The sequence below is a fragment of the Microbacterium sp. 2MCAF23 genome (genome assembly GCF_052115565.1).
Taxonomy (GTDB): Bacteria; Actinomycetota; Actinomycetes; order Actinomycetales; family Microbacteriaceae; genus Microbacterium.
Genome location: NZ_JBFRGY010000007.1, coordinates 119066 through 143718 on the forward strand (window position 1 = coordinate 119066; position 24653 = coordinate 143718).

Genomic DNA, 24653 nt, shown 5'->3' on the forward strand with positions numbered 1-24653 from the left:
GAAATCGGCGTAGCATCACCGCCATGAACACGATCATCCGCACCGACGGCCTCACCAAGCACTACGGCCGCGTGCACGCGCTCGACGGACTGGACCTCAGCGTCGACGAGGGCCAGGTGCACGGCTTCCTCGGCCCGAACGGGGCCGGCAAGTCCACCACGATCCGGATCCTGCTGGGCCTCGCCCGAAAGACCGGCGGATTCGCCACGGTCTTCGGCGAGGACCCCTGGACATCGGCGGTGAGCATCCACCGCCGCGTCGCCTACGTGCCCGGCGACGTCAGCGTGTGGCCGAATCTCTCCGGCGGCGAAGCGATCGACTTCCTCGCGCGCCTGCGGGGAGCTGCGACCAAGGACGCCGCCTACCGCGCGGAGCGGGAGCGCCTGATGACGGCGTTCCAGTTCGACCCGCGCAAGAAGGGCCGCGCCTACTCGAAGGGCAACAGGCAGAAGGTCGCCCTCATCGCCGCCTTCGCGGTCCCCGCCGACCTGTACATCCTCGACGAGCCGACCAGCGGGCTGGATCCGCTGATGGAGGTCGTCTTCCGCAACGAGGTGCAGCGGATCCGCAGCCGCGGGGCGACCGTGCTGCTGTCCAGCCACATCCTGTCGGAGGTCGAGCTGCTCTGCGACCGTGTCAGCATCATCCGCGCCGGACGGATCGTGGAATCGGGCACGCTCTCGGAGCTGCGCCACCTCACCCGCACCGAGGTCTCGTTCGAGGCAGCGGATGACACGGCCCTCGCCGGCATCCCCGGCGCGCACGACGGCACCTTCGACGACGGCCGGGTCCGGTTCACCGTCGACAGCGACGCGGTCCCGTCGGTGCTGCCCGCGCTCGCCCAGCGCAGCGTTGCGGGCCTGCGCATCGAGCCGCCCTCCCTGGAGGAGCTGTTCCTGCGCCACTACGGCGACGACCTCGCCGCACTGCGCGCCGCCGAAGAGGTCCCCTCGACAGGCTCCGGGACCGACACTCGCGCCGCGCGTCGCGCCGCCATGAAGGAGTCATGATGGGCGCCCTGCTCCGGCAGCGCCTGCGCCGCGACTGGCTGCAGGTGCTCCTCTGGATCCTCGCCACGGTCCTGATGACCGCCGCGGGCTATTCGGGAGTGACCCAGTCCTACGCCACCCACGCCGACCGGGTCGAAGTGCTCGCCGCGGTCATGGCGAATCCCGTCATCATGATGTTCCGCGGCCTGCCGTCCGGTGCCTCGGAGGGACAGTTCCTCTCGTTCGAGGTGCTGCCGTGGCTGACGATGCTCGCCGCGCTGATGAGCACCTTCCTCGCCGTCCGCCACACCCGCGGTGACGAGGAGTCGGGCCGCACCGAGCTCGTCGCCGCCACCCCCGTGGGGCGCGCTCTGCCGACCATCGCCACGATCATCCACGGCGCAAGCGCGAACATCGTGCTCGGCGTGCTGGTGGCGGTGACGCTGATGGGATCCCGACTCGACGCGGCCGGATCCTGGCTCATGGGCGCGACCTCCGGGGCCACGGGCATCGCCTTCCTCGGCATCGGACTTCTGGCCGCCCAGCTCATGCGCACGTCGCGCGGAGCCAACGCGCTCACCGTGTGGATCCTGGTCGGCACGTTCCTCGTGAACGGGATCGGCAACGTCGCAGGCACCCCCAGCGACGACCTCACCCGGATCACGAGTTCCGGTCTCGTCTGGGCCTCGCCGTTCGGCTGGGCCGAGCAGGCGCGCCCGTACGACACGAACGACGGCTGGCCCGTCCTGCTCGGACTCGCGTTCGGACTGGTCCTGGCGATCGTCGCCGTATCGCTGCAGTCGGTGCGCGACATCGGGGAGGGCTTCGTGCCGGCCCGGCCCGGTCTGGTGCACGCCAGGCCCGCCCTGTCGACGCCGCATGCACTCGTGTGGCGACTGACCAACGGCGCCATCGTCGGCTGGGCCATCGGCGGCGCGCTCACCGGGGTGCTCGCGACCAAGCTGTCGGGGCTGGCCGGGCAGATCTCGGGCCAGAATCCCGCGGTGCAGCAGGTCCTCGACAAGATCGGCAAGGCGGGCGATCTCGAGGAGACCGTCGTCTCGGTGTTCTTCACCATGATGGGGATCCTCGCCGCATGCGCCGCCGTGCAGATCGTCGCGCGAGCCAGGCAGGAGGAGGCGCACGGCACGGCCGAGAACGTGCTCGCGCAGCCGGTCGGGCGCGTGCGCTGGCTGTGCGACTACCTGCTGGTGGCGATGTTCGCGATCGCGATCATCGTCGCGGCGGCGATCCTCGCGGGGTACGCCGGGCTCGCCGGCAACGAGCACGCGTCCTCGCTGATGCAGGTGGTCACCGTGGTCGGGCTCGGTCAGGGCCTCGCCGCCTGCGTGTTCATCGTGCTGACCGGGCTCGTGTTCGTGCTGGTGCCCCGCGGCACGATCGCCGCCGCCTGGGCGCTCCTGCTCCTGGCGACGCTGTTCGGCCTGTTCGGTCCGCTGTTCGGGCTGCCGGAGTGGACCACGCGGTTCTCGCCGTTCTCGGTCGCCCCCATCGTCTCGAACGGCACCACGGATCTCCGCGGCACCTGGTGGCTGGTGCTCGTGGTCGCTGCGGGCGCGGCGGCGGCGCTGGCGCTCATGCGCCGTCGCGAACTGCAGGTGGCGGGCTGAGACGGATCCGTCTCGCGCCGGCTTCCACGAGAAACCACATCCGACATGACACACCACGGCAGAGATGATGTCTCACGCAGGATCTGGTTTCTCGCGGAAACGTCGGCGCCGCGGACGGCCATGATGGAGAGGGAGGGAGAGCGATGACCGAGCAGAAGGATCCGGCACCGGGGGCACAGGACGGCGTGGATGCGGGCGCCATGTCCGCGCAGGACGGTTCGCACGCGGCTCGCGCGGGCGGCAGCCGCACGGCCGACGATCACCGCGCGATCGACGCGGCGGAGTCGGCCGCCGCCATGATCGCCTCCGTCGGCTTCCCGCGGATGCCCGGGCGCGTGCTCATGGCGCTGATCGCGGCGCCGGCCGAGGGCTACACGGCGGCCGGGCTCGGCGAGCGCCTGGGCGTGAGCGCGGCCGCCGTGTCGAACGCGGTGCGCTACCTGCAGACGCTGCAGGTGATCCGCCGGATCTCCCGCCCCGACCAGCGCCGGGATCACTACGTGATCGTCCCCGACACCTGGTACAGCCTGCTCAGCAACAACGGACCGATCTACGAGCGTCTCGCGACCCACATCGACGCCATCGGCGACGCCAACCACGATGATGCTGCGGCCGTCGCCCGGGCGGCGGAGATGGCGGAGTTCTTCCGCTTCATGTCGAGCCGCATGTCGCAGCTCGTCGCCGAATGGGAGGAGCATCGCAACGCCCTCCGCGACGGGTGAACCCGCGCGGCGCGCTGCAGGCCCTCGACCGAGCCACCCCTTCCCACGCCCCTCGACGAAGCCGACCCTTCCCAGGGCCCCCGACGAAGCCGCCCCTTCCGAGGTCGTTGAGCGAGCACGGCCGAAGACCGAGCGAGACGAAACGCGGTCACCCGCAAGGGCACCGCGTTTCGTCTCCGTCGCCTTCGGCGTCGTCGCTCAACGACCCCGGGTGAGGACTATCGCCTCAGCTCCCGAGCACAACCCGGAGCTGCTCGAGCGCCCAGTCCAGCTCGGTCGCGCGCACCACGATGGGCGGGGCGATGCGGATGGTCTGACCGTGGGTGTCCTTCACGAGCACCCCCCGGTCCAGCAGCTTCTCCGCGATCTCGCGGCCTGTGCCGCGGGCCGGATCGATGTCGACGCCGGCCCAGAGACCCGCGACGCGCACCTCCGTGACCCCGTGGCCGAGGAGCGTCTCGAGCCCTTCGCGCAGGTGCTGCCCGAGCGCGCGGGCGCGCTCCTGGAACTCCCCCGACTCGAGCATCTCGACCGCGCGCAGTCCGACGGCCGCGGCGAGCGGATTGCCGCCGAAGGTGGATCCGTGCTCGCCCGGGCGGATGACGCCCAGCACGTCCTCGTTGCCGACGACCGCGGAGACGGGGAGGATCCCGCCGCCGAGGGCCTTGCCGAGCAGGTACAGGTCGGGCACGACGCCCTCGCGGTCGCACGCGAAGGTCTCGCCGACACGACCGAGGCCGGACTGGATCTCGTCGGCGATGAACAGCACGTTCCGCTCGGTGCAGATCTCGCGCACGCGGCTCAGGTAGCCCTCGGGCGGGATGACCACGCCGCCCTCGCCCTGGATCGGCTCGATGAGCACGGCGACGGTGTCGTCGGTGATGGCGGCGGCGATCGCCTCCGCGTCGGCGTACGGCACCGCATCGAAGCCGGGCGTGAACGGACCGAACCCGTCGCGCGCCGACTCGTCGTCGCTGAAGCCGACGATGGTCGTCGTGCGGCCGTGGAAGTTGCCGTGCGCGACGACGATGCGCGCCGCATCCGGGCGCACGCCCTTGACGCGGTAGCCCCAGGCGCGCGCGACCTTGATGCCGGTCTCGACGGCCTCGGCGCCGGTGTTCATCGGCAGCACCAGGTCCTTGCCGCACAGTCGCGCGAGCGCGGCGGCGAACGGCTCGAGCCGGTCGTTGCGGAAGGCGCGGCTGGTGAGTGCGACGCGGCCCAGCTGCTCCTCGAGGGCGGAGACGAGTGCGGGGTGACGGTGCCCGAAGTTCACGGCGGAGTACGCCGCGAGCAGGTCGAGGTAGCGCTTGCCCTCGACATCGGTCACCCAGGCGCCCTCGGCGCGGGCGATCGTGACGTCGAGCGGCGCGTAGTTGCGCGCCACGTGCGGCTCGGCGCCGGCATCGGGATCCTGCCCGCCGATCGTCCCGTGCTCTGCGTACTCCCTGACCTGCTCGGGCGTCATCACGCGCCCCGCAGTTCCAGGGTGCAGCACTTGATGCCGCCGCCGCCGAGCAGCAGCTCGCTGAGGTCGACCGTGAGCGGGTTGTAGCCGCGCTCGCGCAGCTGCTTCTCGAAGCCCGTGGCACGCGGCGAGATGATCACGTTGTAGCCGTCGCTCGCCGAGTTGAGGCCGAACACGGCGCCGTCCTCGTCCGAGACCAGGATCGCGTCGGGGAAGCGCTCGGCGAGGATCCGCTGCGAGGCGTCGTCGAAGGCGTGCGGCAGGTAGGCGATGTTGGCGGCCTCGGGCCCACCGTTCTCCTCGCCGATCACGGGGTCGAGCACGGTCAGCGCCGTGTCGAGGTGGTAGAAGCGCGGGTCGACGAGGGTCAGGGTCACGACCTCGCGACCGAAGACCTCGCTCACCTCGCGGTGGCTGTCACCGGCGGAGCGGAAGCCCGTGCCGGCGAGGATCACGTCACCCGCGAGCAGGAAGTCGCCCTCACCCTCGTTGATCTCCTTCGGCATGACGGTGTCGAAGCCGTGGGTGCGGAACCAGTCAGCGAACGCCGGGGACTCGCCCTGGCGCTGCTCGTAGTAGAACGAGGGCACGTAGGCGCGGCCGCCGATGACGAAGCCGCCGTTGGCGGTGTAGACCATGTCGGGGTAGCCGGCGAGCGGCTCGATGAGCTCGACCTCATGGCCCAGCTCGAGGTACAGGTCGTACAGCTTCTGCCACTGCGCGACGGCCTTGGCCGTGTCGGTGGGGTTCGCCGGCTCCATCCACGGGTTGATGCTGTAGTTCACCGTGAAGTGCTCGGGCTTGCACATCAGGTACCGGCGGTGGTGCGCGGTACGGGCCGGCGTGACGGTGGCGGTCTCAGGCGTCGACATGAGGCTCCTTGCGAATCTTCGGTCGCGGCGGACGCTGTCCTGAGGCCCGGCGGTCCTTCGATCCGGTACATCGCGGATGTGCGGAGAAGGTGCGACACGGGCACGCCGTCGACCATTGTCTCATCCGAGCCTGGACGTGTCCGTCACGCCGCGGCTCCGGCTCAGATCACCGCCGCGCTCCAGTCGTCGGGGTTGCCGTAGCGGTGCGCGGTGATCGCGATGGCCTGCTCGTGCAGGAAGGGCAGCAGCTCGATACGGCCGGCCGTGGTCACCTCGCCGGCGAAGATCGCCAGATCCGGATCCCCCTGCACCGCCGCGGCGAGCGCAGAGTGCAGGGCAGCCACGTCATCCGCCGCTCCCACGATCCGCACGCGGTTCGGCCGCTGCGGGGCGCCCTCGACAACGGCCCCCCTCTCGCTCCCGTCGCGATGTCCGCCGCTCTCCGCCCGGCCTTCCGGCAGGTGCTGCGACGCGAGCAGACTGGATCCGAACGGAACGGGTCCGTCCGCCGTCGCTGCAGGTCCCGTGAACCGCTGGATCCACTCCGCGTCGCTCTCCACGAACACGGTGACGCCGGCTTCGCCCAGCACGCGGCGCACCGCGGCGGGCAGGCCGATGGGCGAGGAGAGCGTGAACGCTCCCCCGCCGCGGATCGCCGCGATCGCGACGCGCAACAGCGCGCGCAGAGGCGCCTCTCCGGTGGCGCGCACGGCGACTGGCACCGAGCGGTAACGGAACAGATTGCGCTCCACGCCGAGGCGCGAGACGTCGCGCACCCGCCCGAACTCGCGGTCCCACGCCAGCGCGTCCGCCAGCGCGGCACGACGCAGCCATTCGAACGCGGTGTAGTCCAGCGACGGCTGGGCCGCCTCGATGAGCGCGGTGATGCGCGAGTCCAGTCCGCGCAGGTGCAGGGTCGTGGATCCGGCCCCGCCGGTGTCGCGCCAGGATCCCAGCCCGATCAGGTGGTTCGGCCCGCCCGCCTTCGCGCCGGTGCCGACCGAGGAGCGCTTCCAGCCGCCGAAGGGCTGGCGCTGCACGATGGCGCCGGTGATGCCGCGGTTCACGTACAGGTTGCCGGCCTGCACGCGGTCGAGCCAGAGCGCGAGGTCATCCGGATCCTGCGTGTGCAGTCCCGCCGTGAGGCCGTAGTCCACGGCGTTCTGCAGCTCGACCGCCCGCGCGAGCGTCGGGGCGTGCATGACGCCGAGCACGGGACCGAAGAACTCCTCGCGATGGAAGCGCGACCCCGGCTGCACGCCGAGGCGGATGCCGGGCGTCCACAGCCGCCCCTCGGATCCGGGGATCTCGCGCGGCTTCAGCAGCCACTTCTCGTCCGGACCGAGCTCGGTGAGCGCCCACTGCAGCTTGCCCTGGGGCGGCTCGATGACCGGCCCGACCTCGGCGCGCGGATCCTCGGGCCAGGCGACGTGCAGGGACCGGGTCGCGTCGACCAGCTGGCGGGCGAACCGCTTCGACCGCCCCACGGGGCCGACCAGGATCGCCAGCGATGCGGCGGAGCACTTCTGCCCGGCATGCGCGAACGCGCTCTTCACGAGGTCGGCGACGGCGAGATCCAGATCCGCCGACGGGGCGATCACGATCGCGTTCTTCCCGCTCGTCTCCGCGTGCAACGCCAGGTCGTGCCGCCAGCTGCGGAACAGCGCGGCGGTCTCGAAGGATCCGGTGAGGATCACCCGGTCGACGTCGGCGTGCGCGATGAGTTGCCGGCCGAGTTCGCCCTCGGAGATGTCGACGAAGGCGAGCAGGTCGCGCGGGATCCCCGCATCCCAGAGCGCCGCGGCGATCACCGCCGCCGAGCGCCGCGCCTGCGGAGCCGGCTTGAACACGACGCCGGATCCCGCAGCGAGCGCGGCGAGCACGCCGCCCGCGGGGATCGAGAGCGGGAAGTTCCAGGGCGGAGCGACCACGGTGACCCGGGACGGCACGAACGCGGCTCCGGGGATCGCGTCGAGCTCGCGGGCCTTGGCCGCGTAGTAGCGCGCGAAGTCGACGGCCTCGCTGACCTCGATGTCACCCTCGGAGACCACCTTGCCCGTCTCTGCTGCCGCGACCTCGATGAGCTCGGCACGGCGCGACTCGAGCACCGCGGCGGCCCGCAGCAGCACTTCGCCGCGCTCGGCCGCGGGTCGCGCGCCCCAGGCGCCGGCCGCGGCGCGCACCCGGGACAGGATCCGCTCCAGCTCCGCCTCCTCGGTCACACGCGCACTCCGCACGAGTCCGTCGCCGGCGGTGGAGACGGGGATGCGGGCGAGGATCTCGCGCACCCACTCCCGGTTCGCCGGCAACGCCGGGTCGGTGTCGACGGCGTTGCGGAAGCCGGGAGCGCCTGCCGCGACGGCGGACTCGTCCTCGCGCGCCGCGAACACGGCCGTCTCGACGAAGGTGTCGCCGGGGTCCACGGCCTCGGCGATGCCGAGCACCGCCTGGGTGAGTGCGGCGGATTCCGCATCCGGATCCGTGGTGAGCGCGGCGGACTCGTGGACCGGGGCGAGCCGGTTCTGGCGGCGGCGCGGGCGCGCGGGCAGCGCAGGGTCGGCGGAGCGCTCGAGCGACAGCGCGAACCGGTTGACCTCGCGGTCCAGGGCATCCGGATCCTCATGCAGGCGGAACGCCGCGGACAGGAAGTTCTCCGGGGAGGCGGTCTCCTCGAGGCGCCGCACGAGGTAGCTGATCGCGACGTCGAACTCGCGCGGCTTCACGACCGGCACGTACAGCAGCACATGCCCGACCTCGCGACTCACCGCCTCGACCTGCCCCTGCGCCATGCCGAGCAGCATCTCGAACTCGATCGGGGCGGAGCCGGATCCGGTGCCATCGGTCGTTGAGCGAGCGAAGCGAGACGAAACGTTGTCCGCAGGTGACCCCGTTTCGTCTCGGTCGCCCTGCGGGCGTCCTCGCTCAACGTCCACAGTGGGAGAGGACGGGTCCGGTCGCACCCCGCGGTCGCCGGCGAGCAGCCAGGCGTATGCGATGTCGAAGAGGTTGTGCCCTGCGACGCCGATGCGCACCGCCCGCACCGACTCCGGAGTGAGCGCCGCGTCCAGGCAGCGCAGGTAGTTCGCGTCAGTATCGATCTTGGTGTCGTAGGGCGCGGGCGTCCAGCCGTGCAGCGCCGCCTCGACCCGCTCCATCGCGAGGTTCGCGCCCTTCACGAGGCGCACCTTGATCGGCGCCCCGCCATGGTCGACCCGGTCCTTCGCCCACGCGGTCAGCTCGCGCAGCGCCGGCAGCGCATCGGGCAGGTAGGCCTGCAGCACGATGCCCGCCTCCAGATCCTTCAGCCGCGGATCCTCCAGGATCCGGGTGAACACGGCGATCGTGAGGTCGAGGTCGCGGTACTCCTCCATGTCGAGGTTGATGAATGTCTGACGGCTCTTCGGGCTCGACCAAGGGCCGGTCCCTGAGCCTGTCGAAGGGCCCGCCGCGGTCAGGTACAGCGGCAGCAGCCGCTCGGCGACCTGTTCGACGACCTCGTCGAACGCCCACATCGAGATGCGGCTCACGACCGCCGAGACCTTCACCGACACGTAGTCGACGTCGTCACGGCGGATGAGCTCGTGGATCCCGTCCAGGCGCCGCTGCGCCTCGTCCTCTCCGAGCACCGCCTCGCCGAGCAGGTTCAGGTTCAGGCGCGCACCGGTCGCCCGCAGCTTGGCGATGGTCGGGGTGAGCTTCGCCGGGCGGGCGTCGGCGATGAGGTGGCCGACCATCTCGCGCAGCACGGTGCGGGCGATCGGCACGGTGGGCGCGGGAAGCCCCTGCGCCACCAGGCCGCCCGCGCGGACGGCCGCACGCAGGTACCAGGGCAGGAACCCGGGCACGAGCGGAGCCACCCTGTTCAGCCCGGCGGCTGCCGCGCCCAGGCTCTCCGGGCGCATCACGTCATCCACGAAGCCGAGTGTGAACGGCAGCCCGTTCGGATCCCGCAGCACCCCGGCCAGCCGCTCGGCAGCCGGATCCGCGTGCGAGGCGGCGGCCTCGTCGATCCAGCGCTGGGCGAGGGCGACGGCCCGGCGCGCACGCTCGGTGTCCGCGGCGTTCAGCCACTGCGGCATCGGTTCGTCCTTCCCTCCCCGCGCCGTCGGGATGGGCGCGGAGTGCTCCCCTCCAGCATGGCGCTCCTCACCGTCCACGGCAGGGCGGCACGCCCTCCGCGCCTCTCTATATGCTGTGCTCGTGGGGGAAGAGGACGAGGCGGAGGCCGCGCCGCCGGCCGTCGCGGACGCCGCGACGCGCGCGGCGTCGGAGGCCCGTGCCACAGCGTGGGCGCGGAAGATGGCGGACCGCCTGCCGACGGGCTGGCTGATCAGCGGCGCCGGTGCCGTCCTGCTCGCCTCCACGGCGGCCTTCGGCGGGCTCGCGGAGGTGCCGAAGGCGCCGCCGCCGGAGCTGCAGGTCGGTCAGCACTATGTCGGATCCGACCTCGACATGTCGGTCGTCAGCGCGGCGATCGGCGGCGAGGTGCGTGGCACGAACCTCTACCCGGCAGAGGGGCAGCGCACGCTGGTCGTCGTCCTCGACGTCACGAACACGTTCGACAAGCCCCGCAGCGCCTCCGAGAAGGACACGCTCAAGGGGGTCGCTGTGAAGGACGTCAGCCTTCAGGGCTTCAATGCCAACCGGGTCGTCGATGGCAGCAATGTCTCCTACCTCCAGCCAGGTGTCAGCACCCGCGTGCGGGTCGCCTGGGTGGTGGATGAGGCCGAGGTCGCCCGCGGCGACGAGATCCGCGTCGTGCTGCCGGACTCGACGCACTACGTCGGCCAGCTCTTCACGCGCGGCGACTACTGGGCCGACATCCGCACGGGCGCATACGCGACGGTCCCGGTGGACCAGGTACCGGCCGAGGAGGAGGCGACGCCGTGACCGCTCCACCGCTCCCCGCCTCACCCGTGGTCCCACCGTCTCCCCCCACCCCGCCGGCGCGGAATCGCTGGCACATCGCAGGGGTCTGGGCGCTATCGGTCGTCCTGGTCGTCGCGGCATGGGGGCTCACCCAGGTGCAGAAACCCGACGACGCTCCCTACGACAGCTTCGTCAGCACCACGACGGTCGGTGAGCGCGCCACCACCCGGAATCTGGCGGTGACGGTCACCCGCGTCCGCGCAGCGCGCTCGGTATCCGACGGCGATCGCTGGCATGCAGATGGCACGTGGCTCGTCGTCGATTTCGATGCCGCCGCCGTCGTGGACCAGTTCGGAACCCTGCTGGCCACCTCGAACCTGCACCTCGGCGACCGCACGTACTCCGCCACGGAGCGCGGCGAGAGCGCCCGGAACATGGTGCTGATCACCGGCGTCCCGCGGCACGGGAGCATCGCCTTCGAGGTGCCCCCTGGGTCCCTGGAGGGCACCGCGACCCTGGAGTTCGCGGTGGACTACGACACGGACGCCGACGGCGTGATCGAGGTCGTGGTCGATCTCGATCAGGTCGCGATGCAGAACGAGGTCACCCTCGACCCGGAGGGGTGGGCGCGATGACGGACGACGCGACCCCCGTCCGGCGGGGTTGGTGGCGCAGCAACCTCCTCAGCCTCGGCGTGCTGGTGGTGCTGCTGCCGGCGACGGTGCTCGGCATCGGCTGGTGGAAATGGGATCACGCGTTCCCCGGCTCGGGCCAGCCGGTCTGGGCCGTGGAGCCCGGGAATTCTGGCACCGTGGAGTTGCAGGGCGCGACCTGGGGTCCGGTGCGCTTCAAGGAGGTCGCCGACACCTCCGGACTCGACATGCCCCCGAACGCGAAGCTCATCCTCGTCGGCGTTCCGGTGGATCCCACGGGCGACAAGGGTCCGGGATGCTGGTCGCCCACGCTGGTCCAGAAGAGCACGGGGCGGGTCTGGCTGACGGCGCGCACCGAGCTCGGGCTGCTGTGGAACGACGACGAGCCCGAGGACTGCGTGCCGACGCTCGAGGGCGAGAAGGCCGAGCGCTACGAGCTGGTCCTCCCCTACGTCGTCCCGGACGATGTGGAGGGCCCGTTCTGGGTCGATGTGGAGCCGCTCTCCGCGAAGTCGAAGTACGTGCGCTTCAGCATCGATCCCTGAGTCCGGTGGCGGCCCCGGTCAGGCCGGTGGCACGGCCGGTGGCACCGGCGCGCCGGGCGGCAGCGCCGTGGTCCGCGACGACGCGGGTTCGCGCGGAGCGGCCGTGGGCAGCACCCCCGCGGCGGCGGTGATCGCCGCGGCGTCGACCTCGTCCTCCGTCGTAGGCGCGGCCGCATCGGTGCGCGCCTGCTGCGCGCGCCGCAGCATCCCGAACGTGGTGTCGTAGGCGCCGGCCACCACGGCGAGGCGGATCGGCTCCATGATCAGCGGCGGGATGAGAAAGATCACCGGCCAGTACACGTTCCAGAAGAGATCGAGGTCGTGCGGCCCGATCCAGCGGCTCACCCCGTAGCGCAGCCACGATTGCGCCACCACGATGACCGTGTGGAGCAGCGCATACGACGCGATGATGAGGGGCCCGGCGCGCCACATCAGCAGGATCGCGCGCCAGATCGGGAGGAAGCGCGAACCGAGTTCGGCGCCGAGGTCGCGCAGCCGCCGCATCACCGGGTTGGGCACCCGCGCGACGCGCTCATGCATCTGCGTGATGAGCCTGTGCTGGATCTGCAGCTTCTCCGCCACGATCGCCTGCCCGTAGACGACTCCGGCGACCGTGAGCCATGCCAGCGGCGCGAGGAGCACCGGCCCCGCCTGGCCGATCAGCCAGCCGACGCCGTCCCCGAGCCAGACGAGGGGAGGCAGCCAGCCTGCGAGCGTCGCGCGCGCCTCTCCGAGCCACGCCATGGCCGCACGCGTGTCGATCCAGGCGGTTACGGCGTCGGTGATGTCCTTCAGCAGCAGCACGGAGAAGAACACCCAGACGACCTCGCAGTACACGGCGAGCAGGGCCAGCACCCGAGGGAGCCTGTTCGCCCAGCGGCCCCAGGCCCAGCGCGCGGCGAAGGCCACGACGATGACGAGCACCGTCCAGACGTTGAACGACAGCTCGAGCACGTTGTCGCCCGGGTCGAAGGTGCGGTCGGTGCCGAGGGTGGCCCCGATCTCCTCGGTGTTCTTCGCGAGTGCGCGCAGTCCGTAGGCCTGGATGTCCTCGCGCAGCAGGCCCTGCGCGGCGTACACCGCGAAGAAGGGCAGGATGCTCGCCAGCAGAGCCGTGAGGAAACTGCGCCGCCGTTCCGCGGCCGTCTCGGGCACCGGCGCGACGCTCTGCAGCGCGCGCAGGCCGTCGCGCATGACGAGCAGCATCCCGACCAGGCTGATGAGGCGCGCGAGCACGGCGATCGGGAGGATCAGCAGTCCGCCGACCGAGGTGTACGCGCCCACGACGCCGGCGACCTCGTTCACCGCGTAGTGCACGAGGATTCCCGCGAGATACCAGGCCAGCAGCGCAGGCCACCGCATCCACAGCACCCGGCCGGTCGTCCGAAGTATCGCCCCCACGCGCTCAGATTAGCGTGCGAGCGCGCCGCCCTCGCGAGGAGGATCCGGCCTCGTGCGCTGGTTCGAGTCGCAGCGCTCAGTCCGCCCAGACGCTCGGCGCCGGGGCCTTCGTCGGAGGCAATGCGGACGCTGCGGCCCAGTCGTGGATCCAGTCCTCGACGCCCGGCACGTCTTCCGGGCGGCCCAGGGCTCCGAAGAACTCCTCGTGCGAGACCGTTCCGCCGGTGCGGCGCAGCATGCGTGCGCGCACGATCACCTTGGCGTAGACCTCGCCGTCGACGACCGCGCGGTGCTCCATGAACAGGGCCTTGTCGTCGTGTCCGATGAACCGGGACTCCACGTCGAAGCGCTGCCACAGTTCGAGCGACTTGCGGAAGGTGATCGTCTCGCTCGAGACCACGGCGTACCAGCCGCGCTCCTTCATGGCGTCGAACAGACCCGTGCGGATCAGCAGGTCCCACCGGCCGAGGTCGAACAGCGACAGATACCGGCCGTTGTTCATGTGCCGCAGGATGTCCAGATCCGTCGGCAGCGTGGTGAGACGGATCCGCCCGACGGCCGTCGCCGCCAGGGCCTGTCCCCGACGGGAGCGCCGGCGGGCGGAGAGGATGATGAGCAGGGTGCGCCAGATCACGTTCACACCGGGAGCGTAGTGAATCCGGCACGGATCCCAGGAATCGATTGTCGGATCCGCACAGTCACGGCACACCGTGTCACGCGGCGAAACGAGCCCGTAACGCCCGATTTCTCCTCAGCGCACGGCGCGCGTAGAGTCACGAACATGAGCGCCGAAGCCCTTCCCACCGTCACCGTCCGGCCTGTTCGCGATGTCGATGCCGAAGCCCTCGGCCGTGTGCACGCGAAGTGCTGGCACGAGACCTACGACCACCTGATCAGCACCGCGACGCTCGAGGCCGTCTCGCCCAAGCGCCTCGCCGAACTGTGGACGCACTGGGCCTCCCAGGGCGAGGAGTACCGCATGAGCGCGGCGCTCGTCGACGGCGAGATCGTGGGCTTCGTCGGATCCGGCCCGGCCCGTGACGAGAACCCGCCGGCCGAGCGCGAGCTCTACTTCATCTACCTGCTGGACGCCTGGCACGGCACCGGCATCGGCCAGCGCCTCTTCGAGGCGGCCGTGGCCGCCGGCGAGCACAGCTACCTCTGGGTGGCCGAGGACAACCCCCGCGCGCACCGCTTCTACGTGCGCAACGGCTTCGTCCTGGACGGCGCGTCGCAGCAGGAGCCGTTCCTCGGCGAGACCATCAAGGAAGTCCGCTTCGTGCGCTGACTCCTCTCAGCGCCTCTGCGTCGAGGCCCCCTCCGAGCATCCGCGCCCCCACGGGGGTTCGCTTCTCAGAGGGGGCCTCGATGCTGCGGGGGGGGTGAAGACGGACCCGACGCCCCATCGGGTGCTGCCGGTCAGCGGCCTGAGACCTGGCCGAACACCTTCGCGATGGGGGCGAGCACGAGCGGCCGGGCTGCGGCCCACCCGCCGGCGATCACGACGAGCGAGAGCACGAACACCCAGAAGCCGGTCCAGGTCACCGCGTCCTGCGCGGCGAACATGTGGTTCAGGTTCCGCAGCATGCCGGTGAGCAGCACGAGCGCCACGTGCACCACGATGAACGCCGTGAAGAACAGCATCGTCGGGAAGTGCACCGCGCGGGCGATCTCGATCGGATACGCCTTCGACAGGCCCTCCGCCTTCTTCGGCCACAGCCCCGACATCCGGAACCCCGTGGCGATCGCGACGGGTGCGGCGAGGAACACGATCGTGAAGTAGGCGAGCTGCTGCAGGCTGTTGTAGTTCACCCAGCCGTTCTCGGTCGGCCAGTCGAAGGAGACGTACTGGAGCGCGGCGGAGAGCGCGTTCGGGAACACGTCCCAGCTCGTCGGCACGATCCGCATCCACTGCCCCGTGACGAACAGCAGCACCACGAAGATCACGCCGTTGATGATCCAGAGCAGATCGAGACCCTGGTGGAACCACAGCGTGAGGCTGATCTTGCCCTTCGGGTTGCCGCGTGGCGTCCAGAACGCGGTCGGCCGCTTCTCGCTGCGCACGCGCAGACCGGAGCGGATGATCAGCGTCATCAGGAACACGTTGAAGAAGTGCTGCCAGCCGATCCAGCCGGGGATGCCGACGGGCGCGCCCGCGGGCAGGTGGTACTCGCCCGGGTAGGTCGTGAGGAAGTCCTGCAAGAACGGCAGGCTGCACAACGCCCGCACGATCGCGATCGCGGCGCCCGCCAGCACGGCGAGTCCCGCTGCAGCGAACAGCCCGCCGATCGCCTGCGGCCAGGTCGGGCGGGGCCTCGACGCCGGCTCTGCCGCGAGGCGGCGCGGGGCGGAGCCGTTCCAGACCGTCCGGGTGAACGGTAGCGGCGCGGACACGTCCGGGCGCGTGGCGACGGCCGTGGAGGGCGCGGCCGGCGCTGCGGCCTCATCCATGACGGCAGGCGCGACGGCGGCGGGCTCGGACGCCTCGGACGGAGCGGGCTCGGCCGCGCTCTCGACCACAACAGTTCCCGCCGGCGGCCAGGGATCCCCTCCGGCCAAGCGCGGCAGACCGCGGCGCAGGGCGGATCCATTCTGCGCCGCCACAGCGGCAGCAGTCCCTCCCGCGGCGGCCACGGGGACGCTCGCGGCCACAGGCGCAGCCACGGTCGCTGAGCCCGGCCCACGCGTCCCGGAGGCTCCGGACAACGCGGAGCGTTGGCTCGAGGGGGACGTGGGGCGCGAAGCGTCCGACGCGACAGGGCGGTTCCCTTCGACGAGCTCAGGGACCGGGCTTGCGGCGGCCAGCACTCCGGCCGAGCCTGCAGGAGGCCAAGACTCGCCGCCCGCGACCCGCGGCAGGCCACGGCGCAGGGCGGATCCGGCAAGCGGCTCGGGGGCGTTGAGCGAGGACGCCGCAGGCGACCGAGACGAAACGACGTCCGCCGGGGACCGCGTTTCGTCTCGCTCCGGCTGCGCCGGTGCTCGCTCAACGACCCCAGAAGTGGGTCCTGACTGCGCCGGTGCTCGCTCAACGACCCCAGAAGTGGGTTCCGACTCCGCCCGTGGTCGCTCAACGACCCCGGACTCGGGCTCCCCGCCCGCGACGGCAACCCCGGCGGGAGGCCAGGCCTCGCCGCCACGGGTGCGGGGCAGTCCCCTGCGCAACGTCGCCATCGCTACTTCTTCCGTGCGCGCAGCTGTTCGATCACCTGCGGCACGACCGTGAACAGATCGCCCACGATGCCGAAGTCCGCCACGTCGAAGATCGGCGATTCCGGATCCTTGTTGATCGCGACGATCGTCTTGGCGGTCTGCATGCCGGCACGGTGCTGGATCGCCCCGGAGATGCCGAGCGCGATGTACAGCTGTGGCGAGACCGAGACGCCGGTCTGGCCCACCTGGTGCGCATAAGGGATGTACCCGGCGTCGACCGCGGCGCGGGAGGCGCCGATCGCGCCGCCGAGCTCATCGGCCAGATCCTCGACGAGGGAGAAGTTCTCCTTGGATCCGAGCCCGCGTCCACCCGAGACGACGACCTTGGCGCCGCGCAGCTCAGGCCGGGACGACACCGCCTCGACGGCCTCGATCGGCTCACCCGTGGCCGCCGGGGCTCCCGACGGCTCCACCGCGAGCGCCTCGACACGAGCATCGGCCACGGCCTCCGCACGCGCGTCGATCGCGCCCTGACGCACCGTGATCACGGGGGCGCCGAACGTGGGAGCGGAGTCGGTGAGGAACGCCCCGCCGTAGACCGAGTGGTGCGCCACCACGCCCTCGTCGTCGCGGGAGACCCCGATCGCGTCGACGGACAGCGCCAGGCGCTCGCGCACGGCGAGCCGCGCCGCAGCGTCGCGGCCGGCGATCGAGTTCGACACGAGCACCGCGTCGGGGCCGACCTCGCGGTACGCGGCCTGCAGCGCATCGACCACGGGGACGGTGACGGATCCGGCATCGACGTCCGCAGTCAGCACCACCTGCGCGCCGGCGGCGGTGGCGGCGTCCACCGCCGCCTGCGCGGTGCCGGCGGGAGCGGCCACGAGCGCGACCGGGGAACCCAGTTGCGCCGCAGCGCCGAGCAGGCCCGCGGTCGAGGGCGCTGCCGCACCCGCCGGAGTCACATCCACGAGCACAAGAATCGAGTCAGAGGGGTACGCCATGGTCACACCAGCCTGTTCTGCGCGAGGAACTCGACGAGCTGTGCGGCCGCGTCGCCCTCATCCGTGATCTTCACGCCTGCCGCGCGCGGCGGCTTCTCGGCCACGGCTGTGAGGATGGTCTGCGGCGCCTCCGCCGGGTCGGCGCTCACACCGAGGTCGGCGAGGGAGAGCACCTCGAGCGGCTTCTTCTTGGCCGCCATGATGCCCTTGAAGTTCGGGAAGCGCGCGTCCGGCAGGGCCTCGGTGATCGAGATCACGGCGGGCAGCGGCGCGTTCACCTGCTGGGATCCGAAGTCCGTCGCGCGCGTGCCCGTGACGGCGTCGGTCGCGATCGCCACAGCACTGAGCGCGGTCGCCTGCGCGAAGCCGAGATGCTCGGCGAGCATCGCCGGGATCACTCCCCCGGATCCATCCGTGGAGAGATTTCCGGTGATGACCAGGTCGGGCTCGCCGCGCCGGATCGCCGCCGCGAGCACCGCCGCGGTCAAGCCCAGGTCGGCGCCGTGCAGCTCTGCGTCGACGACGTGCACAGCGGATCCGGCGCCGATCGCGAGTGCTCGCCGGATCGATGCGGTCGCCGACTCGGGAGCCATCGACAGCGCCACGACCACGGTCCCGGGGTTCGCGTCGGCGTAGCTCAGTGCGACCTCGAGAGCGCGCTCGGTGATCTCATCGAGCACGACCTCCCCCGCGCCGCGGTCCGCCAGACCCGTCTCCAGGTCGAGCTTGCGATCCCCGTACGTATCGGGAACCTCTTTCACCAGGACGTAGATCTTCATCGAACCTCCGTTTGCGCTTGCGACGAGTCTAGCGGGCGAGAGTTGTGGAATTCGATCTCACACTCGGTGACATTCAGTCTCACCAGGCAAGGCGGCCCGGCCACGCTCGCGCCACACGGCGCACCGAACCCGCGGCCACCGCCCTCTGCGCCCTCGACGGCGCCTTTCGGGTGCCAGCGAGCCGACGAGGATCCGTTTCCCGCCCCGGTAACGTAGGGGAATGGCCCGTCCGCATCCGCTGCCCGTCGACCCTCTCGCCGAGGCGAAGAGGCAGTGGCTCGCGCACGGCTGGGACCACGCCGCCGATGGCATGTCGCTGGTCACATCGGTCATGCGGGCCCAGCAGCTGCTGCTCGCCCGGGTGGATGCCACTCTGCGACCGTTCGCCCTGTCCTTCGCGCGCTACGAGGTGCTGCGACTGCTCGCCTTCAGCCGCACGGGCACCCTGCCGCTGTCGAGCGTGGTCGCGCGTCTGCAGGTGCACGCGACGAGCGTCTCCAGCACGGCGGACCGCCTGGTCCGCGACGGCCTCATCGCCCGGCACCGCGACCCGCACGACGGCCGCGCCGCCCTGCTGGAGCTCACCGAGACCGGACGCGAGCTCGTCGAACGGGCCACGACGGCGCTCAACGACGAGGTGTTCGCAGATCCGGGGATCACCCCCGAGGACGGCGCGGATCTCGTCGCGATCGTGGCGCGGATGCGCAAGGCCGCCGGGGACTTCGCGGACCCGCGTCCACAGCCGGATCCGCTCTGATGGGATCGTTCGTCCTGGAGCGGACGATCGCCGCACCCATCGAGCGGGTGTTCGCCCTCTCCCTCGACGTCGGTGTGCATGTCGACTCGATGGTGACGCACGACGAGCGCATCGCCGACGGCGTGCGCTTCGGCCGGATGACCGAGGGCGACACGGTCACCTGGGACGCCCGGCACTTCGGGATCCGCTTTCGGATGACTTCGCTGGTGTTCGACGTGGACGCGCCGCACGCGTTCTCGGACCGGCAGATCCGCGGCCCGTTCGCCGAGTTCCGGCACCGGCACACCTTCGAGCCGGCTCCCGCTCCGATTCCGGGGACTCCCGAACGCCCCGGCGAGCACGCGACCCTCATGCGCGACGAGATCGTGTTCCGCTCGCCGTTCGGCCCGATCGGGCGGATCGTCGACGCGCTCGTCATGAGGCGGTACCTGGTCCGGCTCATCCAGCAGCGGGGCGACACCCTCGCCGCCCTGGCGCTCGCGCCGTAGGCTGACGCGCATGACCGAACTGCGGATCCGTACCACCCTCATGTCCAAGGGATCGGCGGGAGCGATCGTGCTCACCGACGCACAGGTCGCCGAACTCAGCTCGGCGAAGGCGTTCCCCGTCGTGGTGACCATCGGCGGGAACTCTGCGCGGCTGCGGCTCTCGCGGATGGGCGGACAGAACCTCATCGGCTTCAGCAAGGCGAACCGTGCCGCGATAGGCATCGAACTCGACGAAGAGTTCGACGCGGTGATCACGCCGGATGTCGCCGAGCGCACAGTCGACGTGCCCGAGGCCCTGGCGTCCGCCCTCACCGACGCCGGGCTGACCGCCGCCTACGACGCACTCAGCTTCACCCGTCGCAAGGAGATCGCACTCTCCGTCGTCGATGCCAAGCAGGAGGAGACCCGCGACCGCCGCATCGCCAAGGCCCTGGACGAGCTGCGCAGCTGACAGCGGGTCCGCCCGCCCCAAGACCGCTCCTCAAACCCCGAAGCCGCACCCCTCACCCGCAGCCCGTTCAGTGGTCGCGAATTGCGGCTTCCCGCGCTGAAAGCCGCAATTCGCGACCAGCGAACGAACCGGCGAAGCGGGATCGAACCCGTTCGCCGACGGTGCGAACCGTACGAGTCGTCCACGGATGCCGGCGCGACCATCCCGCACGCGCGGCCAGTTAAGTTGTGCACAACTAACTTGTGTGCAATGCTTGCGGCATGGCTGCAACCGACGAGATGGTGTGCTTCGCGCTCTACGCGGCGACCCGCGCGACGACCCAGGCCTATCGCGTCCTGCTCGAACCGTGGGGCCTCACCTATCCGCAGTACCTGGTGCTCGTGACCCTGTGGCTGGACGGCGAGCAGACGGTCTCGTCGCTCGGCGATCGCCTGCAGCTCGACTCCGGCACGCTGTCGCCTCTTCTGCGCCGCATGGAGAGCAACGATCTGATCGAGCGCGAACGACGCTCCCCCGATGAGCGGGTCGTCTCGATCGGCTTGACCGCTCACGGCCTTCGACTGCGCGAGGAGCTCCGCGAGATCCCGCGGCAGATCGCCGAGGGCTTCGCCCTTCCCGATCGCACGAGTGCCGAAGACCTCATCCGCAGACTGCACACGATCTCGTCATCAATGCACGCCGTTGCCGCCGGCCGCGCGCCGCAGCCGTGACCCATTCGACCACCCCCCACATCGATCCGAAGGAGATCACCCATGGACGTCCTCTACACCGCCGAAGCCATCGCAACAGGAGCCGGCCGCAACGGCCGCGTCGTCACGACCGACCGCCGCGTCGAGCTGGACCTCGCGATCCCCCGCGAGATGGGCGGCTCGGGCGACGGCGCCAACCCCGAGCAGCTCTTCGCCGCCGGATACAGCGCATGCTTCCACTCCGCGCTCCATTCCGTGGCCCGTGCGCAGAAGGTGTCGATCGCCGATTCCTCCGTCGCCGGTCGCGTGCAGATCGGCCCGAACGGCCAGGGCGGCTATCAGCTCGCGGTGCGCCTCGAGGTCGTCCTCCCCGGTCTCGAGCAGTCCCAGGCGCAGGCTCTCGCCGACGCCGCACACCAGGTCTGCCCGTACTCGAACGCGACCCGCGGGAACATCGAGGTGACGGTCGTCGTCTCGGAGGACTGACCCCGCGGTCGCGGATCCTGACGGCCGCCGGCGCTGCCGAGCGGCGGGCTCAGTCGCCGTCGTACACGTAGGCGTCGAAGCGGGGCGGGATGTTCATGCGCTGCCAGGCGAGCTCCTCGTCACGGCGGGAGCGGTCTCCGGGGAATGCCCGGGCCGTGTGCCGCGGCACCTGACGGCTGTGCCCGGCGAGGTGCGCGACGGCCACGGCCTGCCCGCAGACCCGCGCGGCGGCGACGGCACTCGGATCCTGCGCCTGCCGCGCCGCCTCGTGGCAGGCGAACGCCTTCTCCCGCACGGCGTCGATGTCGAGCTCGCCGCGCAGGAACGCCTCCGCGGCGGCGAGCGCCTCCCGGGGGCGGGCGTCGTCGGGACGCTCGGCCTGGAACAGCGGCAGCAGCCGCTCGGCGCAGGCGATCGTCCAGCCGACCAGCTCTCGTCGGTCGCCCTCCGAAAGACGCAGATCGTCGGAGTCGGGCAGTGCGCCGTCCGCGAAGAGGGGCACCACGTTGGAGTCGTCCCGCTCACGCCCGGATGCGTCAGCGCCGGACGGATCCGGGAAGGATCCGAGGGAGCGGATGTCGGCCATGTCGATCACCGATTCACGAACTGGGGCGGTCGCTTCTCACGGAAGGCGGCCATGCCCTCCTTCTGGTCGACCGTGTCGAACAGGGAGGCGAAGGCCTCGCGCTCGATGTCGAGTCCGACCGCGAGCGTGGTCTCCATGGCGGCGTCGAGCGTCGCCTTCGCGGCGAGGATCGACGGCAGCGACTTCGACGCGATCGTCTCGGCGAGCGTCGACGCCTCGGCGAGCAGCTCAGCCGTCGGAACCACGCGCGACACCAGGCCCGCGCGCTCGGCCTCCTCGGCACCCATGATCCGCCCGGACAGCACGAGCTCGGCGGCCTTGTAGTAGCCGACCGCGCGGATGAGCCGCTGCGTGCCGCCCATGCCGGGGATCACCCCGAGGTTCACCTCGGGCTGGCCGAACTTGGCGTTGTCCGCGGCGAGGATGATGTCGCACATCATCGCGAGTTCGCATCCTCCGCCCAGGGCGAAGCCGGACACGGCGGCGATGACGGGGGTGCGCACGGCGGCGAAGTCGCGCCACACGCCGAAGTGGTCGGTCGCGGTGATCTCCGCCGCGGACATCCCCTCCATCTCCTTGATGTCGGCGCCGGCGGCGAAGGCCTTCTCGGATCCGGTCACGACGATCGCACCGATGCCCTCGTCCGCGTCGAAGGCGGTGGCGGCGGCGGTGACCTCCTCGGCGACCTGCGAGTTCAGCGCGTTCAGCGCCTGCGGCCGGTTCAGGGTGATCCAGCCGACCCGTCCGCGCTGCTCCGTGAGGATCGTCTCATACTCGCTCGTGGCCATGGTCATCCTTTCGCCGCACCTTCGTGGCGCTTCCAGTATCTCCGATGTCGGTGAACGGAGGGTGTCCCTCTCGTCCGAGCGGGGGGAGAGGATCCGCGAGACTCCATTTGAGCGACGAGACTGCGCCCGAATCGTGCAGTCTCGTCGCCCAGATGGAGTCTCGCGGTCAGGGAACGGGGCGGGTCAGGACGCGTCGCGGATGTCGGTGATGATGCCGGAGAAGTCGCGGGCGGCACCCGGGCCGGCCGCGAACGTCGCGTAGATCTGCTGCGCGAGCCGGCCCATCTGCGCGTCCGTGCCCGTGCCCTCGATCGCCTGCAGCGCGAGCCCAAGATCCTTCGCCATGAGCGCGCCGGCGAACCCGGGCTGATAGTCGCGGTTGGCCGGGCTTGTCGGCACCGGGCCGGGGACCGGGCAGTTCGTCGTGATCGACCAGCACTGACCCGATGCCTGCGACACCACGTCGAACAGCGCCTGGTGCTCGAGGCCCAGCCGCTCGCCGAGCACGAACGCCTCGGCCACGGCGATCTGCGAGATGCCGAGGATCATGTTGTTGCACACCTTCGCGGCCTGCCCGAGTCCGGGCCCGCCGCAGTGCACGATGCGCTTGCCCATGGCCTCGAGCAGCGGGAGCGCGGCAGCGAAGTCCTCGTCGGATCCGCCCACCATGAAGGCGAGCGTGCCGTTCTCGGCCCCCACGACGCCGCCCGACACGGGGGCGTCGATGTTGCGGTGCCCGGCCTCGATCGCGAGGGCGTGCGCGACGCGCGCCTCGTCGACGGCGATCGTCGAGCTCTCGATGAACAGCGTGCCGGGGTCGGCGGCACCCAGCAGTTCGTTCTCGTACGCGGCGATCACGTGTTTGCCCGCCGGGAACATCGTGATGACGACCTCGGCGCCGGCGACCGCGTCCACGCCGAACTGCGCGACCGGCAGGCCCGCGGCTGCGGCGGCGTCGACCGCGGCGGACACCACGTCGAAGCCGATCACCTCGTGCCCGGCGGCGAGCAGGTTCTTCGCCATGGGCAGACCCATATGGCCGAGGCCGAGGAACGCGATCCGCGTCATGACGCCACCTGCATCTGCGTGTTCTCGCCGCTGCGCTGGAGGCCCTGACGCATAGAGGCGGATCCGGAGGGGCGCAGCATCTCGCGTCCGACGATGAGTCTCATGATCTCGTTCGTCCCTTCCAGGATCTGATGCACCCGCAGATCACGGACGACCCTCTCGATCCCGTAGTCCTGAAGGTACCCGTACCCGCCGTGCAGCTGAAGAGCCCTGTTGGCCACATCGAAGCCGGCGTCCGTCGCGAAACGCTTGGCCATCGCACAGCGCATCGTGGCGTCCGGTGCCTTCTCGTCCACAGCCTGCGCACCGTCGCGCACCATGAGCCGAGCGGCCTGCAGATCCGTGCGCATGTCGGCGACGGCGAACAGGATGGACTGCTTCTCCGCGAGGGGCTCGCCGAATGCCTCACGCTCGTGCACGTACTGCACGGCGCGATCCAGCGCCCACTGCGCACCGCCGATCGAGCAGGCCGCAATGTTGAGGCGGCCGCCGTTCAGCGCGCTCATCGCGATCGCGAAGCCCTGCCCCTCGGATCCGAGCATGTTCGTCGCCGGGACCCGCACGCCGTCCAGGATCACCTGGCGGGTGGGCTGCGCATGCCAGCCCATCTTCTTCTCCGGCGCCCCGAAGCTGAGACCCTCCGCGTCGCCCGGAACCAGGAAGGCGGAGATGCCGCGCGCTCCCGGGGCTCCGGTGCGGGCCATCACGATGTAGACGGCGGCCTCTCCTGCGCCCGAGATGAACTGCTTCACACCGGTGAGCACGTACTCATCGCCGTCGCGGGTCGCACTCGTCGCGAGCGCCGCGGCGTCGGATCCTGCTCCCGGCTCGGTGAGGCAGTAGCTGCCCAGTCCCTGCATCGTGGTGAGCTCGGGCATCCAACGCGCGAGCTGTGCGTCGGTCGCATAGCTGTCGATCATCCAGACGACCATGTTGTGGATGGAGATGTAGGCGGCGATCGTCGGGTCGCCCTTGGCGAGCTCCTCGAAGATCGCGACGGTGTCGACGCGCTCGAGCCCGGTGCCCCCGGACTCCTCGCGCACGTAGATGCCGCCGAGGCCCAGCTCGCCCGCCGCGCGCAGCGTCTCGCGGGGGAAAAGGTGCTTCTCGTCGCGCTCGGCGGCGAACGGGGCGAGCTCGGTCTCGGCGAACTCGCGCACGGCGCCGAGGATGGCGGCGCGCTCTTCGCTGGTCATCGTGATCGGGGTGGCGACGGTGGTCATGTGGTTGCTCCTTGTGGGCGGCGTTTCGTCT

Annotated in this window: 24 protein-coding genes; 12 read left to right on the forward strand and 12 right to left on the reverse strand. The window is 70.9% G+C overall.

Annotated elements, in window-relative coordinates; translation table 11 throughout:
* The first annotated feature begins 23 nt into the window (after positions 1 to 23).
* From AB4078_RS09250 to AB4078_RS09260, 3 genes are all read left to right on the forward strand, one after another.
* Entirely contained in the window at positions 24 to 1010 is a 987-nt protein-coding gene (locus AB4078_RS09250; protein ID WP_441976868.1) for an ABC transporter ATP-binding protein, read from the forward strand.
* Positions 1010 to 2620: an ABC transporter permease gene (locus AB4078_RS09255; RefSeq protein WP_441976869.1), complete on the forward strand. Its 1611-nt coding sequence runs from the start codon at positions 1010 to 1012 to the stop codon at positions 2618 to 2620. Before AB4078_RS09250 ends, AB4078_RS09255 begins: the two co-directional genes overlap by 1 nt.
* A gap of 143 nt (positions 2621 to 2763) precedes the next feature.
* A complete protein-coding gene (locus tag AB4078_RS09260; protein ID WP_441976870.1) occupies positions 2764 to 3342 on the forward strand; it encodes a GbsR/MarR family transcriptional regulator in 579 nt (192 codons plus the stop codon).
* A 226-nt stretch (positions 3343 to 3568) separates the two neighbouring features.
* Here the strand turns inward: AB4078_RS09260 and rocD are convergent, their stop codons facing one another.
* From rocD to AB4078_RS09275, 3 genes are all read right to left on the reverse strand, one after another.
* The gene (gene rocD / locus AB4078_RS09265; protein WP_441976871.1) at positions 3569 to 4810 is read right to left on the reverse strand and encodes an ornithine--oxo-acid transaminase; all 1242 of its coding nucleotides are present in this window, start codon (positions 4808 to 4810) and stop codon (positions 3569 to 3571) included.
* A complete protein-coding gene (gene ddaH, locus AB4078_RS09270) occupies positions 4810 to 5682 on the reverse strand; it encodes a dimethylargininase (RefSeq protein WP_440734206.1) in 873 nt (290 codons plus the stop codon). The genes rocD and ddaH overlap by 1 nt, the downstream gene beginning before the upstream one ends.
* 161 nt (positions 5683 to 5843) lie before the next feature.
* Positions 5844 to 9761 (reverse strand): proline dehydrogenase family protein, encoded by a 3918-nt coding sequence (locus tag AB4078_RS09275; protein WP_441976872.1) that lies wholly within the window; start codon positions 9759 to 9761, stop codon positions 5844 to 5846.
* Positions 9762 to 9882: 121 nt separating this feature from the next.
* On the opposite strand from AB4078_RS09275, the gene AB4078_RS09280 reads away from it, so the two are divergent.
* From AB4078_RS09280 to AB4078_RS09290, 3 genes are read left to right on the forward strand one after another with little or no spacing between them, the layout of a single operon-like run.
* Complete coding sequence (locus AB4078_RS09280; RefSeq protein ID WP_441976873.1) at positions 9883 to 10572, forward strand: hypothetical protein; 690 nt, start codon at positions 9883 to 9885, stop codon at positions 10570 to 10572.
* Complete coding sequence (locus tag AB4078_RS09285; RefSeq protein ID WP_441976874.1) at positions 10569 to 11186, forward strand: hypothetical protein; 618 nt, start codon at positions 10569 to 10571, stop codon at positions 11184 to 11186. Before AB4078_RS09280 ends, AB4078_RS09285 begins: the two co-directional genes overlap by 4 nt.
* Positions 11183 to 11749 (forward strand): hypothetical protein, encoded by a 567-nt coding sequence (locus AB4078_RS09290; RefSeq protein ID WP_441976875.1) that lies wholly within the window; start codon positions 11183 to 11185, stop codon positions 11747 to 11749. The genes AB4078_RS09285 and AB4078_RS09290 overlap by 4 nt, the downstream gene beginning before the upstream one ends.
* 18 nt (positions 11750 to 11767) lie before the next feature.
* On the opposite strand, the gene AB4078_RS09295 is transcribed toward AB4078_RS09290, so the two are convergent.
* Both AB4078_RS09295 and AB4078_RS09300 read right to left on the reverse strand, forming a co-directional pair.
* Positions 11768 to 13150, reverse strand: coding sequence for a hypothetical protein (locus AB4078_RS09295; protein WP_441976876.1), 1383 nt, complete (start codon positions 13148 to 13150; stop codon positions 11768 to 11770).
* 76 nt (positions 13151 to 13226) lie between these two features.
* Positions 13227 to 13790, reverse strand: coding sequence for an acyl-CoA thioesterase (locus AB4078_RS09300; protein ID WP_441976877.1), 564 nt, complete (start codon positions 13788 to 13790; stop codon positions 13227 to 13229).
* 141 nt (positions 13791 to 13931) lie between these two features.
* On the opposite strand from AB4078_RS09300, the gene AB4078_RS09305 reads away from it, so the two are divergent.
* Positions 13932 to 14438, forward strand: coding sequence for an N-acetyltransferase family protein (locus tag AB4078_RS09305; protein WP_440734213.1), 507 nt, complete (start codon positions 13932 to 13934; stop codon positions 14436 to 14438).
* Positions 14439 to 14569: 131 nt separating this feature from the next.
* Here the strand turns inward: AB4078_RS09305 and AB4078_RS09310 are convergent, their stop codons facing one another.
* The 3 genes from AB4078_RS09310 to AB4078_RS09320 form a co-directional block, all read right to left on the reverse strand.
* The gene (locus tag AB4078_RS09310) at positions 14570 to 15802 is read right to left on the reverse strand and encodes a cytochrome b/b6 domain-containing protein (protein WP_441976878.1); all 1233 of its coding nucleotides are present in this window, start codon (positions 15800 to 15802) and stop codon (positions 14570 to 14572) included.
* Between the two features lie 524 nt (positions 15803 to 16326).
* Positions 16327 to 17307: an electron transfer flavoprotein subunit alpha/FixB family protein gene (locus AB4078_RS09315; protein WP_441976879.1), complete on the reverse strand. Its 981-nt coding sequence runs from the start codon at positions 17305 to 17307 to the stop codon at positions 16327 to 16329.
* 2 nt (positions 17308 to 17309) lie between these two features.
* Positions 17310 to 18086 (reverse strand): electron transfer flavoprotein subunit beta/FixA family protein, encoded by a 777-nt coding sequence (locus tag AB4078_RS09320; RefSeq protein WP_441976880.1) that lies wholly within the window; start codon positions 18084 to 18086, stop codon positions 17310 to 17312.
* Positions 18087 to 18306: 220 nt separating this feature from the next.
* Between AB4078_RS09320 and AB4078_RS09325 the strand changes: the two genes are divergently transcribed.
* The 5 genes from AB4078_RS09325 (at position 18307) to AB4078_RS09345 (ending at position 20957) form a co-directional block, all read left to right on the forward strand.
* Positions 18307 to 18843: a MarR family winged helix-turn-helix transcriptional regulator gene (locus AB4078_RS09325; RefSeq protein WP_440734217.1), complete on the forward strand. Its 537-nt coding sequence runs from the start codon at positions 18307 to 18309 to the stop codon at positions 18841 to 18843.
* Positions 18843 to 19331 (forward strand): SRPBCC family protein, encoded by a 489-nt coding sequence (locus tag AB4078_RS09330; RefSeq protein ID WP_441976881.1) that lies wholly within the window; start codon positions 18843 to 18845, stop codon positions 19329 to 19331. Before AB4078_RS09325 ends, AB4078_RS09330 begins: the two co-directional genes overlap by 1 nt.
* 10 nt (positions 19332 to 19341) lie before the next feature.
* Complete coding sequence (locus AB4078_RS09335) at positions 19342 to 19782, forward strand: YdeI/OmpD-associated family protein (RefSeq protein ID WP_441976882.1); 441 nt, start codon at positions 19342 to 19344, stop codon at positions 19780 to 19782.
* A gap of 260 nt (positions 19783 to 20042) precedes the next feature.
* Entirely contained in the window at positions 20043 to 20492 is a 450-nt protein-coding gene (locus AB4078_RS09340; protein WP_441976883.1) for a MarR family winged helix-turn-helix transcriptional regulator, read from the forward strand.
* 42 nt (positions 20493 to 20534) lie between these two features.
* Positions 20535 to 20957: an organic hydroperoxide resistance protein gene (locus AB4078_RS09345; RefSeq protein WP_441976884.1), complete on the forward strand. Its 423-nt coding sequence runs from the start codon at positions 20535 to 20537 to the stop codon at positions 20955 to 20957.
* Between the two features lie 49 nt (positions 20958 to 21006).
* On the opposite strand, the gene AB4078_RS09350 is transcribed toward AB4078_RS09345, so the two are convergent.
* The 4 genes from AB4078_RS09350 to AB4078_RS09365 all read right to left on the reverse strand — a co-directional run bounded on the left by AB4078_RS09350 (position 21007) and on the right by AB4078_RS09365 (position 24622).
* On the reverse strand, positions 21007 to 21543 hold the full coding sequence (locus AB4078_RS09350; protein WP_441976885.1) for a putative immunity protein: 537 nt from the start codon (positions 21541 to 21543) through the stop codon (positions 21007 to 21009).
* 5 nt (positions 21544 to 21548) lie between these two features.
* Positions 21549 to 22331, reverse strand: coding sequence for an enoyl-CoA hydratase-related protein (locus AB4078_RS09355; protein WP_441976886.1), 783 nt, complete (start codon positions 22329 to 22331; stop codon positions 21549 to 21551).
* Between the two features lie 183 nt (positions 22332 to 22514).
* Positions 22515 to 23399, reverse strand: coding sequence for a 3-hydroxyisobutyrate dehydrogenase (gene mmsB, locus AB4078_RS09360; RefSeq protein WP_440734224.1), 885 nt, complete (start codon positions 23397 to 23399; stop codon positions 22515 to 22517).
* Complete coding sequence (locus AB4078_RS09365; protein WP_441976887.1) at positions 23396 to 24622, reverse strand: acyl-CoA dehydrogenase family protein; 1227 nt, start codon at positions 24620 to 24622, stop codon at positions 23396 to 23398. The genes mmsB and AB4078_RS09365 overlap by 4 nt, the downstream gene beginning before the upstream one ends.
* Between the last annotated feature and the right edge of the window lie 31 nt (positions 24623 to 24653).